This window comes from Francisella orientalis FNO12, from assembly GCF_001042525.2.
GTDB lineage: Bacteria > Pseudomonadota > Gammaproteobacteria > Francisellales > Francisellaceae > Francisella > Francisella orientalis.
Genome location: NZ_CP011921.2, coordinates 1,548,354 through 1,564,739 on the forward strand (window position 1 = coordinate 1,548,354; position 16,386 = coordinate 1,564,739).

The following is a 16,386-nucleotide window of genomic DNA, read 5'->3' on the forward strand; positions in this document are numbered from 1 at the left end:
CTACTCATCCCAATTGACTTCTATAAATTTCTCAGGACTTTTTTCTTTTAAGTGACTCAAATTAGGACAGTTTGATGTATGTATAACAACACCCTTTGAAACACTCATATATCCTTGAATTTCATCAGGATAAACAGGCTGACAACATTTAGCCATTTCATACTTCATACCATTAAATCCGGACACTAAAACTTTAGGGGTTTTGGCTTTAGCCGTAGTTACTCGATTTTGCTTTTTGACAAGCTTCTCTTCAGCCGAATATGTATCAAGTATATGATTAACAATACTATTAATCCTAACTGTACCGTTCTCAACAGCAACAAATAAGCTATCACTACTTTTCATATTAAACTTATTAACGACTTCTACAAAATCGACTTCTTTAAGATCATAACCTCTTAATTCTTTAAGAAGCCTATCTTTTCCTAAAACAATATTATCTTCTTTATTTTGCTCATTAAACCACTTTGTTACCCTAGATCTATTTCTAGCAGAGGTTAAATACCCTAAACTCTCAGAAGCCCAGTCTTTGCTAGGATTAGGCTCTTTCCCAGTTAGAACCTCGACCTTATCTCCTGTTTTTAGTTTAGTTGTTAATGGAACAATCTTACCATTTAATTTTACACCTTTTGTACGATGACCAACCATTGTATGTACAGAGTATGCGAAATCTAAAACCGTTGAGTCTTCAGCTAAATCTATTAATTCATTAGCGGGCGTAAATACATAAAGTCTCTTATTTAACTCTTTAGTAATTTGGCTATCATCTTCATTGATTTCTTTCTCCCATTCAAGAAGAGATCTCAACCATGCCACTCTTGCTTCGTATGATGCATCAAACTTCACACCTTCTTTATAACGCCAATGCGCAGCAAAACCAAGCTCTGATTCTTCATGCATTTTATGTGTTCTAATCTGAACCTCGATATTTTGTTCACCAACCCTGACTACAGTATGTATAGACTTATAACCGTTAGGCTTTGGATTAGCTATATAATCACTAAACTCCTCTGGAATAGGTGAATATAGATTATTAACTTCAGCTAGTACTTTATAACATTCATCTATATTATTTGTTATGACTCTAACAGCTGTAATATCATAAAGATCATTGATGTCTTGATAGCCTTTGTTTTTAAACTTTTTGTATATACTATAGATGTGTTTAACTCTACCTTGAACACCTGCATCTAAATTATACTTTCTGAGTATTTGTTTTAACTCTTCAATAACTTGATTAAGAAACTCTTCTCTTTCTTTACGTGTAAAACCTAAACTTTTGGCTATTTTTTTGTATTCTTCCTGCTCTAAGAAGAAAAAGACTCTATCTTCGAGCTCCCACTTAACGGCTCCTAAGCCAAGTCTATTTGCCAATGGTGCATAGATATCTAGCGTTTCTCTAGCTATAACTCTTAGGGTGTTAGTATTTAGAGATTTTAAATGACGGATCGTACATAGCTTATCAACTATTTTAATTAAAACGATTCTGACATCTTCTATAATCGTCAAAAGCATTTTCCTAAAAGTATCAATCTGCTCAAGTGAAATATTATCAGAACGATACATTCTAATAGCTGACATTTTGCGTGTACCTTGCAAAATCTTAACTACCGTCTGATTGGTTGCTTTCTCTACATCTTCATCTGATATATCACCAAAATTATATAGCTCGTAAAGTATTCCTGCTGAAACAGATTCTTCGTCTGCTTTGATTTTAAAAAGAACATATGCCATCTCGATAGCATATAAAAACGAGCTTATTCCGGTTGGATGACGTACTGATTCAGCACTCTTACCTTTTAGAAGTTCTAAAGCTGCTGCTATAATCTCAAACTTATCGCTAGTATAAAAACTTTTAAGCTCGAATATCAAAAGGTCGTCTTTTATCTGACCATCGCTATCCAAAAGTTTAGAGTCAATAACTTGCATAATTTCCCACTTTTTTATAAAAAAATACAAAGTTAGTCTATAAGCCGGGTTCTGTAATAGACAGTCATTTATCTAGGCCTGTTGTCACCAACAAGCTCAAGCGACCTACCCTGCTACAATGCGAGCAACATTTTCGTAGCGCTATTTGGTCTTGCTTTAGATGGGGTTTACAATGCCATTGAGTGTTACCACCAATGCGGTGTGCTCTTACCATACCTTTTCACCCTTACCTTTTTTTAAAAAAAGGCGGTTTATTTTCTGTTGCACTTTCCGTAGGCTCACGCCTCCCAGACGTTATCTGGCATCTTGCTCTATAAAGCCCGGACTTTCCTCACTCATGAAAAGTACGACTGTCCGACTAACTTTGTATTATTAGCTTTCTCTTATCTTTGTTAGTTCAATACTGTAATTAGATTTTACCGAATTATATTCCTCCTGCAAAGCAGATATTCTAGCATTATAATGCTTTTTTATTTTTATAATTTCAAACTCAAGATCCATTCTATCGTTATTTAACTTTAGTCTACACTTATTATATTCTTCTTGTAGAGCTATTCTATCATAACGAACAGCTTGTATTAGATTAAATATCTCGACTAACTCGGCTGGAAACTGCTTAGGTTTATCAAGGCTAAATTCCTCAGTATTAAGGCTCTTATAGCTATTTTCAAATTGATAACTACCACTATCATGTGGTCTTTTTTTTAAATCAAAACTAGGTTTTTTCATAGAAATATAAAAGATTTGAAAGTTAATAAAATTATATATGAGGTAATCTACCAAAGGCTACCAACAATTGCAACGCAATAATACCTACACCACAGAATAATATCAAAGATAAATATAGCTTACTGAGAATGTTATTTTGACCTTGTTTAGTTCTCACAATCCAAGCCATCAGTGCTGGTTGTACAATTAAAAGTACAGATACAAAAATACTTGCATATCCCAAAGCAGCTATAAAACTATTAACAAAATATATTGCAAAAAACAACGGAGGCACTAATGTTATCATTAAAGTGATTAATTTTTTTCTAGAATTTAGCGCATATAAATCCTGATTAAATGAAAATAATGCCAATGCAACACCAAGAAAAGATGTAATAATTGCAAAATTCTCAAAAAGCCTAATAAATACTAATGGAGCTCTTTGCCCTAAGCTTACATACGCTTCTGCTAATGTTTTACCTGAATGGCTAAGATCAATAAAACCATTACCGCCATGTAGATTTATAGTCCCCAGAGTTGCCATAACCCAAACTAAATAAACAATTAGTGGTGCTAATGCTCCAGCTGCTACTGTTTTTTTAAATACAACATCATTTTCAAAATAGTTTCTAATCGCAGGAATCACAATGTGAAACCCAAAAGATGTTACAAGTATTGGGATAGAGAACCAAACATACTCAACACCTAGCGCTCTACTCTCTAGTACAGCAGGTCGTATTTGTGGAGCTACAAAAGATATAAATAATACAAAAGCCAAAACTTTTAGACTTAAAAATAACTCATTAACTCTAAATACAACCTTAATTCCTTTATAAATAAAAAAGCCAAAAACAAATGTAAATAAAAACTTTGCAAAGCTATCATTACCAAAGTTAAACCAGCTAGTAACATAAGTTTCAAAGAGCTGACCGCCCATAAAGATATAAGCTGTAAGGAGTGAGTATAACAATAGTAAATAAAATAATAAATTCATCACTCTACTAGACTTACCTAGTATATTATGAGCAATCGAGTCCATATCTGTACCTAATGGTTGTGAAACATTTGCCTCAACAATTAACAAAGCTGTCGCATACATGATGATCCAAACCAGAAACAATGCCATTAATGCATAGTTAAATCCTACTGCTGCTACTGCAAATGGAATACCTAGCATACCAGCGCCTATCGCTGTACCAGCTATAATAGCTATAGCACCAAATTGTTTAACTTTTGAAACCTGTTTCATAGGCACCCTTTTTTATAAAATTATTTTCAAAAACATCAAATTATACCAATATTGATAATTTAATGTAAATAACCAGTAATTAATAACTTACTATAAGATTATTTTTGTAAAATTATCTTCTTGATTTTAATAGCAGATAAAGACAAACTTGCTAATAAATTTTAGCATCGTACTGTAAATATATCATGAGTATACAAAGAAAGGCAGTATTTGTACTTTTTATAGTGACTATACTTTGGGGAACAACATTCCCTTTAATTAAGATCTCTCTTGAGTATGTATCACCAGGGCTTTTTGTAGCTTTTAGACTTGGATTATCATGCCTACTATTCCTACCCTTAGTTTTAAGAGCTGAGTTTAATAATAAGCTCTACTTACTAAAAGTTGGAGCTATATTTGGCTCACTTGAGGGCATGAGTTTTTATTTTTAGACTCAAGGACTATACACAGTTTCATCAAGTGTTTCTGCATTTTTGACAGCTTTGAGTGTAATTATGATTCCTTTTATAGGAAGTCTTTTTAAAGTTGATCGATTAACAATTTACGGAATAGTTGCTTCTGGTGTTTCATTGGTGGAAATATACGCATTATCAGGAGCAAGTTTTGATAACTTTACTATAGGTTATCTCTGGTCAGTATTGTGTGCATTGATGTATGCTGTATCAGTGGTATATCTTAGCTATGAAACTAGAAAAGATCATCGCAGCGAAGCTTTTGAAGATCTACGTTTACTCATAATACTACAAGTAGCTTTTGGTATACCTATGCCTTTGATAACAGATGTATCATCGTTTATGTATCTTCATTTTAACTATATCTTAATAATCGCTATAGTTTTTTGCTCAATTTCAACAATCACTTGCTATTACTTACAAAACACTTATCAAAAACACCTAAGCATGTCTCAAGTTCTGTTATCTTCTCTTTTGAGCCTATTTTTGCAACAATTTTTGGGAAACTTATCAATAATGAAAAAATATATTTATCAACTATTATTGGAGGCTCATTAATACTAGTAAGTTACTTTATAATTGAGATAGGAAATAGGAAAAGGCAAGTCTAAGCTCTTGGATCAAAATTCATTTTTTCTTGCATCTGCTTATAGAACTCTTTTTTCTCATCAGTATCAGCAGGTGGTAATTTGACATCATAAACAATATAAAAATCTCTATCCCCAAGACCTTTACCTTTGATACGCATTTTTCGACCTGATTGACTACCCTCTGGCACTTTCATTTTTTTCTTGCCATATGGGGTATCTATTTCTAGTGATGTACCCAGAGCCGCCTCCCAAGGAGCTATATTAATATGCTCATATATATCATTGCCATCAACCTTATAGTTTTTATGATCCACTACTTCAACTTTGATATACAAATCCCCAGCCGGCGCATTTGCTCCAATACCTGCACTACCTTTACCTTTGACACGCAGTTTTTTACCATTACCCATAGCTGGTGGTATTTTGACATCTACACTTTTGTGCTGCATTGTTGGCATACCATTAGCACCTGCTTCTTGATAGCTATATGAAACAGTTCTAGAGTCACCTTTTATAGCATCCTCAACATTCAATCGTAAAGAGATGTTTATATCCTCACCTTTTCTAGCTCTTGGTTGACCTCCACCAAAGCCTCTTGCACCAGCTCCACTACCAAAAAGATCACCAAAAATATCTCCTAAATCCTCGAAGTTGAAGCTTTGAGAACCTCCGCCTTGAGAAAAACCTCCAAAGCCGCCTCCAGCTCCGCCCAAACCTCCTTGCTGAACTTTGTCCCAGTTTTCTCCATACGCATCATATAGTTTTCTCTTTTCTTTATCACCTAAGACATAATAAGCTGTTTGAATTTCTTTAAATTTATCCTCAGCCCGTTTTTCTTTGTTGACATCCGGGTGATATTTTTTTGCTAATCTTCTGTATGCTTTTTTTAACTCAGCTTCTGAGGCATCTCTACTAACTCCTAGTAAAGAATAATAATCTACCATATTTTAAACTCCCAAATACTTTCAAACATATCCAATAAATAGATAATATGGATATATAGTTAATGTTATAAAATTTCCTGCTATTAGATATAGGGATTAATTAGCGAAAAACAAGTGATATGGTTAAATTATCTAAAAATTATTAATAAGTTTAATACATTACTTATTACTAGCAAATGAATATATAAACCCAGCCAATAAAGCCCATGGACAATTAAATATAAGATTAGCATAAAACTAATCCTGCCATATAGGCAGTAAATATCTTATTTAGAGATCCTTTAAAAACACTCATAAACAAACTCTCTATTTATATAAATTACTCAACAATCGCTATGACTCTATATATAATTCCAGCGAGTAATGCCCATATAGAATTGAAAACTATATTTAGAACAATCACTTCACTCCCTGCATTCAAACCAAAATAACCTTGGCCAGAAAGAGGCATATTAACTAAAAAGTTAAAAAATATAACAGCTAGTGCAATTACTACTGTTTTAATTAAAATATTTTTAGGGATAGGAGAGGCAAAAAGTATTGCCCATACACCTCCCCATACCATTAAGCGGTAAAGTGTATATTTAAAATCATCATTTAGGTATATCCCATGCTGCCTTATATAGGTAAAAATAAAATACAAAATATAAGCACTAATTAATCCACTCACAAAACCTATAAATACATTACCTAATAGTTTTTTCATTTAATTATATCCTTCACTCTTTCAAATTTATAAAACTCATAACAACGGTACAACGTAGTCCATAAAACTAACAATGTATAAATCAATCCTAGCACAAATACTGTACTCGGTAATAGAATCATAACTATAAAAAAGATAAATGTTTCCGCTCTTTCAATCAAACCCGGACTATAGTAAAAGCTTTTAGAAGATTCTTTTTGACCGAAGATTCCTACTAACAAAAAACTACTAATACAGACAATAATAGACATCATCATTAATAAACCAACCCATACAATATCAAGTTGATTAATAAAGATAACGATAATTATAAAACTCTCTACAAAACGATCACTTAATATATCTAGCATAGTTCCAAATGATGATGAGCTATTTTGCAGCCTTGCGACTGAGCCATCTAAAATATCTAGATATCCTGATAACAATAACAAAAAGACACACAAGTATTGATTTATAAAAAATGATACAGCAGCAACTAAACCACAGATTAAAGATAGTATTGTAACTGCATTAGGCGCTATTATAGGTGCTACAAGCTTAGCAACATTATCAACAAAGATTCTCTGAAAAGCTGGTCTGATTTTTTGTTCTATCATAACCTTTTACCAAATACTTTCATTAACAGTCTAACTAAGCGTCTAACTTTGTTACTATATAGTTTAGGTGTGAAATAACTTCCAGCAATTCTTTTGTTTAGCTCACTTAAAGTTGGATATGCCACAATATGAGAAGCCATATCTTTTATCTTTAGTTTGTTTTTAATTGCTAAAGTCCATTGTACAATTAGCTCACTAGCGCTTTCACCAACAATAGTAACCCCTAATATATAACCTTTTTTATTGACCGCTACCTTGACTAATCCATTAGTTGCTAGACTTGCTACTGCTCTATCATTATTTTGATATGACAAATTCAGAACTTTTGCGCCTTGATCTTGAGCTTGTGAGATATCTTGACCAACATGCGCTATTTCTGGGCTAGTATATATAGACCATGGCAAGCTACTATAATCAACTTTTGCAGGTAGCTTAAATAAGATATTTTGGATCACTATACCAGCATGATAGCCGGCTACATGAGTAAACTGATACCCTCTGGTGACATCGCCTATTGCATAGATATTTTTATAGTTTGTTCTCAAGCGCTTATCAACATCTATACCTCTAGAGGTATACCTAACACCCACATTATCTAAATTTAACTTAGCTAAATTTGGCTGTCTACCCGCTGCAACCAATAGATGCGACCCCTCGTAATACTTATCGCCACAACAAACATTTACCTGTTGGTTTTGCTGTTCAACCTCTGTGATATTTACATTTGTAATTATGTTGATACCTAGACAATCAAACTCTTTTATCACAACTTTGCGACATTCACTATCAAGCATACCTAAGATAGTATCTGAAGCTTCAAAAATTGTAACTTGGCTACCAAGCAAAGCATAAGCTTGCGCTAACTCCACACCTATGGGTCCACCACCGATAATCATCAAATGTTCTAGTTTTTCTTTAAGCTCGAAAATTGTTTCATTGGTTAGATAATCAGCCGTATCCAAACCTTTAATATTAGGAATACTTGCTCTTGAACCAGTAGATATAACAATATATTTAGCCTTGATAATATTACCACCCGCTTTGACCGTATAGCGACCAACTATCTCGGCATATTCTTGGATAACTTTGACGCCTAATTTCTCAAAACGATCGACTGAGTCATGTGGCTCTATTTTTGCTATAGTAGCTTTGATATGTGCTTGTACCTTGGCGTAATCAATATCTATGCTATCTACATTTATACCAAAGTCTTGAGCCTTATTTAATTTTGTAATAACTCTTGAAGCTTCTATAATTGCCTTAGATGGCACACAACCATAATTAAGACAATCACCTCCCATCTTACCACCTTCACAGAGAACTACACTTGCACCCATTTGTACTGCACCAGCAGCTATAGAAAGTCCGCCGGAACCACCACCTATAATACAAATATCTGTTTTAATCATAGCTACTTTCTCTTTTTAATAATTACTGGAACAATTGACAGTACTGCTAAGGCTATTAATGGCAAAATAAATTGAGGCTCTAATATGATACCTAGGTTAATATCTGCTCCTTGCTGAATCACATAAGCAAAGCTTGTACCAACCCATACATAAACAACACTACCAGGAATTATCCCAAGTAATGTTGCCCAAAAAAAGTCTCTGAATTTAACACCAAACATACCCACTGCGATATTTATAATAAAAAATGGAAATATAGGTATCAATCTAAGTATTAATAAATAGTTAAAGACATCCTTTTCAAAGCCTTGTCGCATTTTTTCGATACTGCCTTTAGCCTTGCTCTTTAGTGAATCTCCCAATGCTGTTCTAACAGCAATGAAAACTACACTTGCTCCTAATGTTGCAGCTAATACAACAATAATTGAACCTAATACCAAACCAAATAGTAAACCACCTAACAAAGTCATAATAGTAGCCCCTGGTATAGATAACGCCACAACAACTATGTATGCAACCGAAAATACCAATATACAAGCTAAAAAATGCTGATTAGCAAAGTCTAATATTGTTTGATAGTTATTTTTGAGTGCTTCAAGAGATAAATATTGCTGCCCCCAAAAACTAAAGAAAGAGATTATACCAATGATTAGTACTGCTATTGGAAAAAATTTATAAAATTTACTATTTGCCATTACTTCGCTATTATCTAATGTATCTAAATTACATAATATACTTATGCTCAAAGAAACTCATCAAAGTTATTTAGCAGCAATTAACAAAGAAAATTATAAAACAGTATTCTATTCTGAAGAGATGAAAACTCCTATTGGTAATCTCATTGCTATTGCTGATGATAATTACCTATATGCTTGCTTTTTTATTAGTGATTTAAATATCTATTCTATAGAAAAATTATTGAAAATTTATAATGCAAAGATATCATTCAAAACAAATGACATAATCAACCAAACTAGAAATCAACTTAATAAATACTTTAACAAAGAATTAAAAACATTCTCTATCCCCCTACAACTAACAGGCACTGACTTTCAAAACAAGTTTGGCACGAGCTGATAAAGATCCCTTATGGAGAAACTATCAGCTATCGTGAAGAAGCTACAAATATCGGCAAACCAACTGCTTTTAGAGCTGTAGCTAATGCTAATGGTAAGAATCTATTGGCCATAATTATCCCCTGTCATCGAGTAATCAACTCTAGTGGTAAACTTGGTGGCTATACTGGTGGATTAGATAAAAAAGAGTTTTTGTTAAATCTAGAATCTAATTAGCGATTAGAAGTAACTATTGCATATAAGATTTTTATTACAAAATTCTCTTTCTATGTAACCAAATCCATATCAGTGGAACTGCTATAATTATAATATCCGCCACAACCAAAATCATTGTGTATTGGAGGACATTTTTAACATGTGAAAATGCAGGTGGGAATAACCCAAGTATAAAGCCTAACATATACATAAATATTGCAACTAATGACATAGTTACGAGTAGCCAATTAGAGTTTCTTCTACCCACATGAAATACTCGATGAGTATGTGGTTGTGTAAATCTAAGTCTAATCGCCGCGGCAAAAACCATTATCCACATAACTACAGTAAACTGTGATGTAATAGCAATTAATAATGCGAATGCTGCATATACTGATGGCATTACTAAAAATACAGATGATAACACTAAAACTATCAAAATTTGTATTACAAGCATATTTACTGGCATACCAAATCTATTTTTACCAGCCATAATTTTTGGGAAAAGCTCCTGTTCTGCTGCTGTCTGCATACCACGAGCAGGTCCTAACACCCATGTACTAAGAGCCGCTAACATACCCAAACTTATCATTATCACAACTACTAGCTTAACTTTACCCAAGCCTATTATGTTTAATACTTGTGAGATACCCTGTATCAGACCATTTAAAACATTAACATCTTGTACAGGAATAATAATAGTTAAACCAACTGTTGTTAAAATAGTTAATGATACGATTATCAAAGTAGCTATTAGTATTGATTTTGGAATATTTTTCTGAGGATTTTCGATATTTGTCATATGGAAAGCTACTGACTGAATACCAGAATATGATGACAATGTCTTAACCAAAAGAGCATAAGTACCTACAGAAAACACTGGTAAAAGATCACTAAATCCATGATACTCTAAATTACTTTGACCAGTAACTAAGAAATATACTGCACCAGAAACTAATAGTATTCCTGGAATTATCATACCAAATACTGCACCAATAATATTTAGCACAACAACTTTTCGTAATGGTAAGCAGTTAAACAAACTTATAACGATAAATACAGCAACCATCACCAACCAAAAAGTAACACTTGTTTGAGTATTCTCAGCAAAACCTCTAAAGCCAATATATGAGAATGTTGCAATTAGTGCTGTCACAGAACTTGGGAAGCCTACCACATTATTAAACCACTCTAACCACATCGCAAGTATGCCGGATTTTTCACCAAGACCTGCTTTAACCCAGCTGAATACACCGCCATTATTTTGCGTTATCATACTACTAAGCTCAGCACAAATAAGCGATGTTGGTAATAAAAATGTAACTGCAGCAATTAGATAAAAGAAAACACTCTGTAAACCTATTGTTGCCATATAAGCTATCGAACTTAAACTAATTATCGCTGAGATATTTAGCATTGTTAGCGATAGTGTTGAAATTTTTTTGTTAGATATATGCATAATTCAAATAAACCTTATATAAAATACTCTTGAACAGTTGGTCTTAAATTGTATTCACTAGCTAAAACCTTACCATAAGCTCCTGCTGAATATATTGCTAATAAATCACAACGCTTTATTTTAGGAAGCTGAGAATATTTTGCAAATACATCACTGGATTCACAAATAGACCCAACTATATGATAATGCTGTTTTTCATCAACACTTTCATCGACCAAAGCCTCAATATTATATTGCGCTTGATACAATGCTAGTCTAATAAGCTCTGTCATACCTGCATCTATAATCGCAAAATGAGTATCCTGAGTTACTTCATTAAACAATACCTGTGATACAAGCACCCCTGACTGTGCTACTAATGATCTACCAAGCTCAAAATGTAGCTTAACATCATCACAATATTCAAAAAACTCTCTAAATCTAGCAAAATAGTTATCAAAGTCTACTATAGGATTCTGTTGTGAATTTTGATAATCAATCCCCAAACCACCACCAAAATTAATATGCTCAATACTAATATTATTTTCTTTCAATAATTTTATATGCTCATTTGTAGTAATAGCTAATGATTGAAAAACCTGATAATTCAATATCTGTGAACCTACGTGATAATGTAGTCCTATAATCTTTATATTTCCAAAGTTTTGAAAATCATTTTTTAACCAATTAAGAATATTAGCAAAAGCAATGCCAAACTTATCATCAAATTGCCCTGTACTTATATAATGATGAATCTGTGCATCTATATTTGGATTAACTCTCAGACAAATATTTACCTGTTTATTCTTCGAAGACGCTATTTGGCTAATAACCTCTATCTCTTCTAAAGACTCGCTGTTAAAAGCAAAAATATCATTATCAATAGCCAATTCAATCTCCTAGTCAGCTTTGCCAACTCCTGCAAAAACAATATGCTGAGGATCTGCATTCTGCTCAAGCGCTCTTCTAATCTCACCGCCACTTACACAATCAATTCCCATACCATATTTCTTAGCAATATTTACTATCTTTGGATGATGATTTGCCTTAATTGCATAATGAATCTCAGCGTTTTTGAAATTTTTATCTAATGCTTTTTTTGCACTGGCAAATGTATATTCTAAAAGTGTACTATCATATATATAACATGGTGTCGTGAGTTTATGCCCTTTTATATAATTAGCTAGTCTAGCTCTATCAAAAACTATATAGTTACTCATTTAATTATCCTTTTAAATATAAGAATCGGCAACTGCCAATCATCTTGTACTTGTTTATAAACATCTTGAGTTAATTGTACCAATATAGGATTTTTATTCATATCCAAATAAGATTGAATATCTCTAATATCATCATCTGCCATAGCAGTACTTCCTTCTGTACCTGTAGTCGGAGACTTCTAGATATACATAAAAATACAAGAGCCTTTTTTGGCTATCGCTGGATTAGTATTGTACAAAATCTCTACACCATATTTATAGATAGCAATCTATGACATATTTTCAGCTGATAGTCAATCTTTATCATCAATAAGATTACTATTAACTATTTGGTTATAGTATTTTGAATTACTATCATCTACACATTCGATTCCAGTTTTTAGCCGTACATATTCAACTGCTGAGATATTAGCAAATCCAAAAGTTTTATCAATATCGAAAATACCTGCTGGTGATTTACTATCACCTTCTTTTTTTTTTGAGTCTGCATCTGCTAGACTTTGATATATACTATTTGCCCAAGCTAAGCCATTCTTACCGACTACTACAGTAGTCGCTAATTTCTTAGCCAACCAATTATTTTGATTGTCTTTTTCAAAAAACCAAAGCCTCCCTGATATACTCTGTCAATTTAATGTAGTTACTACAATTAATTGCTTAGCTTTTGGTATTTTTTGTATACTTAGATTTTGACTAACCATTTTTGTCCTCCTAAACTATAATTTCAATCAATAAATTTAAAGAATAAGAGGTTTTCGCTTAGTGTATGTTTTATGGTTTTTTGGTATTAATGAATAATTTATTTTGAAATAAAATTTTGAAATATACATACACTATTCTCCTACTGTTAGAGGTTCCAAATACGACTCATAAAGTTATAACCAAATGACATATTCATGCTCTATTCCTTTTGGTTTAATTTAACGAAAAATATCATTTATTTCATTAGACTAAACAATAATCAATTTTTTGTAAAATATTTTTATATATGAAATTAGATTATTTGACTTTTATTAATAAAATATTATTATAAATATCATGTTAATTAAGCCAAGTTCGTTGTAAACTGATTTAGTAAAATGCAAACTTGTACATGTAGGATATTCTCTTATATGATTCATCATGAAAATTCATGATTGAGTCTATCTCGTATATGAGAAATATTCTAAATAAATTTTTAAATCACAAAGGAGATGCATAAATGGATGCCCAAAAATATATTGATAGCGTAATCGCTAAAGTAGAAAAAAGAGATGGACATGAAAAAGAGCTCATTCAAGCTGTAAAAGAAGTTTTTTCTACTCTTAGGCCAGCATTAGAAAAAAATCCAAAGTTCATCGAAGAAAATATTCTAGAAAGAATCGTTGAGCCAGAAAGAGGAATTACATTTAGAGTTCCATGGATTGACAGAGATGGCAATGTTCAGGTTAATAGAGGTTACAGATATCAATTTAATGGTTCAATAGGTCCTTACAAAGGTGGTATTAGATTCCACCCTAGCGTATATTCTGGAATCATTAAATTCTTAGGTTTTGAGCAAATATTTAAAAACAGTTTAACTACACTTCCTATGGGCGGTGGTAAAGGTGGTTCTGACTTCGATCCTAAAGGTAAAACTGATGCAGAAATCATGAACTTCTGCCAAAGTTTCATGACTGAATTACAACGCCATATCGGTCCAGATATCGATGTTCCTGCAGGTGATATCGGTGTTGGTGGTAGAGAAATCGGCTACATGTATGGTCAATACAGAAGAATCCGTGGTGCTTTTGAAAACGGTGTATTAACTGGTAAATCTTTAGAGTCAGGCGGTAGCTTAATTCGTCCTGAAGCTACAGGTTATGGCGCTGTTTTCTACTTACAAAACATGCTTAAACATGATGGTGAGACTATGCAAGGTAAAACTGTTATAGTTTCTGGTTATGGTAACGTATCTTGGGGTGTATGTAAGAAAGTTGCTCAGTTAGGTGGTAAGGTTGTTACTATCTCTGGTTCAAAAGGTTTCGTACATGATCCAGCAGGTATCACTACAGAAGAAAAAATCAATTTCTTATTACAAATCCGTGAAGGCAAAGTTTCTATGCAAGATTATGCAGAGAAATTTGGTGCTACTTTCCATGCTGGTCAAAAGCCTTGGGGAGTTAAAGGAGATATCGCTATCCCTTCTGCTACTCAAAACGAGATCGATGTTGAAGATGCTCGGAAGCTTATCGATGCTGGTGTTAAATATGTTGTTGAAGCATCTAACATGCCTACAACTAACGAAGCTATCGAATTCCTAATGGAGAAAGGTGTAATTCTAGCTCCAGGTAAAGCTGCTAACGCTGGTGGTGTTGCTACTTCTGGTTTAGAAATGTGTCAAAACTCTGCTAGAATAGCTTGGACTGCTGAAGAAGTAGAAGCTAAGTTAGAGCAAATTATGGCTAATATCTTTGATGCTTGTAAATTCGCATCTGAGAAATATGGTCTTGGCTACAACTTAGTAGCTGGTGCAAACCTTGCAGGTTTTGAAAAAGTAGCTAATGCTATGATCCAACAAGGTAGATATTAATATCTAAGAATATATTACTTATATACTGCTAGTGACTATTCAATCACTGGCAAAATCTGCTAAAATCATTCTCTCAAAGTTCTTTCTTAAAAAAACAAATTGATTAAACAGAATAATTTTACGACTAATAATTATCAGCATAAAGATAAGAATGCTTGTATTACTTTCATTCCCAATACTAATGGGTATGAGTATAGATTTATTTGCACCATCTTTACCTGGTATTAGTGCATCTCTTAATACAACCGCTTCTATCTCAAAAATGGTGATATCTATATATCTGATAGGTTATGCTATAGGTAATCTCCTAATAGGTATTATTACTGACGGTATAGGTCGTAAAGTTCTACTTAGGACATCATGTGTACTATTTGTCATAGTTTGCTTACTACCTACTCTAATACTTGCTTACTACCTACTCTAATACCAAATGAATATGTATTGCTAGGCTCACGATTTTGTCAAGGATTTCTGATGGGATCAATGGGAGTTGTTACTCGAGATATTTTTTCAGATATTCTACCACCTGAGAAGCTTCTAAAACTTGGACCAACAATGGGATTTTTATGGGGATTAGGGCCTATAGCAGGACCTATAATCGGTGGCTTCTTACAAGATGCTTTTGGTTGAAAATCTGGATTTTACTTCTTTAGTATCGTAGTAGCCTTGCTGACAATATTAGTTTTTATCCATATCCCTGAAACGCTTAGCAAAAAATCAAAACTAAGCACAACTAAAATCAAACCAGATATAATAGAAGTTATAACTAATAGAGAATTTATGACTCTCTGTGTAGCCATGGAAATAGCTTATTCACTTATCATTAGTTTTAATACTTTAGGCCCTTTTTTAATTCAAGATGTAATAGGATATTATGCTGTTTACTTTGGTAAATTAGCTATATTTTTAGGCTGCGCCTTTCTACCAGCACCGATACTTGGGCGTAAATTATTAGATCATTACTCCGTTGGTAAAATATTTTTTGTAGTTATCCATTTATTCATAATCTTAACTGCTATTTTCTTTATAATTAGCCTAATAAATAACAGTATATCTTTGATTATTATTGCTACTATGACTGTTTATTTCACATGTGGATCAATCTTTCCACTATCGATGGGAAAAGGTATCTCAATGTTTCAACATATCCCTGGAACTGCAGCAGCAATTATGTATTTTGTGAATATCTCAATGACTAGTTTGACATCATTTTTACAAAGCTATGTTCATGCTCACAGTATTACAAACATTATAAGTATTTACTTGGTTTTAATGTTTATAATTGTTGGGTTATACTGGTATAAACTAAAGGATCTTTAAATC

General features: G+C 32.9%; 13 protein-coding genes, 1 other RNA gene and 4 pseudogenes. 6 read left to right on the top strand and 12 right to left on the bottom strand.

The features are described from left to right. The 4 genes from FNO12_RS07980 to FNO12_RS07995 all read right to left on the bottom strand — a co-directional run bounded on the left by FNO12_RS07980 (position 1) and on the right by FNO12_RS07995 (position 3,886). Entirely contained in the window at positions 1-1,929 is a 1,929-nt protein-coding gene (locus FNO12_RS07980; protein ID WP_014714740.1) for a RelA/SpoT family protein, read from the bottom strand. A 24-nt stretch (positions 1,930-1,953) separates the two neighbouring features. Then, positions 1,954-2,295, bottom strand: an RNA gene (gene rnpB, locus FNO12_RS07985) — RNase P RNA component class A. 6 nt (positions 2,296-2,301) lie between these two features. Further along, on the bottom strand, positions 2,302-2,658 hold the full coding sequence (locus FNO12_RS07990) for a hypothetical protein (RefSeq protein WP_014714739.1): 357 nt from the start codon (positions 2,656-2,658) through the stop codon (positions 2,302-2,304). A 31-nt stretch (positions 2,659-2,689) separates the two neighbouring features. After that, positions 2,690-3,886 (bottom strand): amino acid permease, encoded by a 1,197-nt coding sequence (locus tag FNO12_RS07995; protein ID WP_014714738.1) that lies wholly within the window; start codon positions 3,884-3,886, stop codon positions 2,690-2,692. Positions 3,887-4,071: 185 nt separating this feature from the next. On the opposite strand from FNO12_RS07995, the pseudogene FNO12_RS08000 reads away from it, so the two are divergent. Next, positions 4,072-4,949, top strand: a pseudogene (locus FNO12_RS08000) (DMT family transporter). Here FNO12_RS08000 and FNO12_RS08005 read toward each other — a convergent pair. The 5 genes from FNO12_RS08005 to FNO12_RS08030 form a co-directional block, all read right to left on the bottom strand. After that, positions 4,946-5,872: a DnaJ C-terminal domain-containing protein gene (locus FNO12_RS08005; RefSeq protein WP_014714737.1), complete on the bottom strand. Its 927-nt coding sequence runs from the start codon at positions 5,870-5,872 to the stop codon at positions 4,946-4,948. The pseudogene FNO12_RS08000 and the gene FNO12_RS08005 sit on opposite strands and share 4 nt — an antisense overlap. A 319-nt stretch (positions 5,873-6,191) precedes the next feature. Continuing rightward, the gene (locus FNO12_RS08015; RefSeq protein WP_014714736.1) at positions 6,192-6,578 is read right to left on the bottom strand and encodes a hypothetical protein; all 387 of its coding nucleotides are present in this window, start codon (positions 6,576-6,578) and stop codon (positions 6,192-6,194) included. Further along, entirely contained in the window at positions 6,575-7,174 is a 600-nt protein-coding gene (locus FNO12_RS08020; protein ID WP_014714735.1) for a CDP-alcohol phosphatidyltransferase family protein, read from the bottom strand. Before FNO12_RS08020 ends, FNO12_RS08015 begins: the two co-directional genes overlap by 4 nt. Beyond that, positions 7,171-8,583: a dihydrolipoyl dehydrogenase family protein gene (locus FNO12_RS08025; RefSeq protein WP_014714734.1), complete on the bottom strand. Its 1,413-nt coding sequence runs from the start codon at positions 8,581-8,583 to the stop codon at positions 7,171-7,173. Before FNO12_RS08025 ends, FNO12_RS08020 begins: the two co-directional genes overlap by 4 nt. Positions 8,584-8,585: 2 nt before the next feature. After that, complete coding sequence (locus tag FNO12_RS08030; RefSeq protein ID WP_030005754.1) at positions 8,586-9,278, bottom strand: TVP38/TMEM64 family protein; 693 nt, start codon at positions 9,276-9,278, stop codon at positions 8,586-8,588. 43 nt (positions 9,279-9,321) lie between these two features. On the opposite strand from FNO12_RS08030, the pseudogene FNO12_RS08035 reads away from it, so the two are divergent. After that, positions 9,322-9,875, top strand: a pseudogene (locus FNO12_RS08035) (methylated-DNA--[protein]-cysteine S-methyltransferase). A 34-nt stretch (positions 9,876-9,909) separates the two neighbouring features. Here the strand turns inward: FNO12_RS08035 and FNO12_RS08040 are convergent. The 3 genes and pseudogenes from FNO12_RS08040 to FNO12_RS11625 all read right to left on the bottom strand — a co-directional run bounded on the left by FNO12_RS08040 (position 9,910) and on the right by FNO12_RS11625 (position 13,132). After that, positions 9,910-11,313, bottom strand: coding sequence for an APC family permease (locus FNO12_RS08040; protein WP_014714732.1), 1,404 nt, complete (start codon positions 11,311-11,313; stop codon positions 9,910-9,912). A 14-nt stretch (positions 11,314-11,327) separates the two neighbouring features. Continuing rightward, positions 11,328-12,512 (bottom strand): annotated as a pseudogene (gene lysA, locus FNO12_RS08045) (diaminopimelate decarboxylase). Further along, a pseudogene (locus FNO12_RS11625) lies at positions 12,509-13,132 on the bottom strand (L,D-transpeptidase family protein). The pseudogenes lysA and FNO12_RS11625 overlap by 4 nt, the downstream one beginning before the upstream one ends. A 581-nt stretch (positions 13,133-13,713) precedes the next feature. On the opposite strand from FNO12_RS11625, the gene gdhA reads away from it, so the two are divergent. The 4 genes from gdhA (at position 13,714) to FNO12_RS11110 (ending at position 16,383) form a co-directional block, all read left to right on the top strand. Then, complete coding sequence (gene gdhA / locus FNO12_RS08055) at positions 13,714-15,063, top strand: NADP-specific glutamate dehydrogenase (RefSeq protein WP_014714731.1); 1,350 nt, start codon at positions 13,714-13,716, stop codon at positions 15,061-15,063. A gap of 151 nt (positions 15,064-15,214) precedes the next feature. Continuing rightward, positions 15,215-15,487 carry an MFS transporter gene (locus FNO12_RS11100; RefSeq protein ID WP_234385427.1) on the top strand — a complete coding sequence of 91 codons (273 nt, stop codon included), beginning with the start codon at positions 15,215-15,217 and terminating at the stop codon, positions 15,485-15,487. Beyond that, a complete protein-coding gene (locus FNO12_RS11105; protein WP_234385426.1) occupies positions 15,424-15,693 on the top strand; it encodes an MFS transporter in 270 nt (89 codons plus the stop codon). Before FNO12_RS11100 ends, FNO12_RS11105 begins: the two co-directional genes overlap by 64 nt. Before the next feature lie 150 nt (positions 15,694-15,843). Then, entirely contained in the window at positions 15,844-16,383 is a 540-nt protein-coding gene (locus tag FNO12_RS11110; protein ID WP_234385425.1) for an MFS transporter, read from the top strand. Positions 16,384-16,386: the final 3 nt, after the last annotated feature.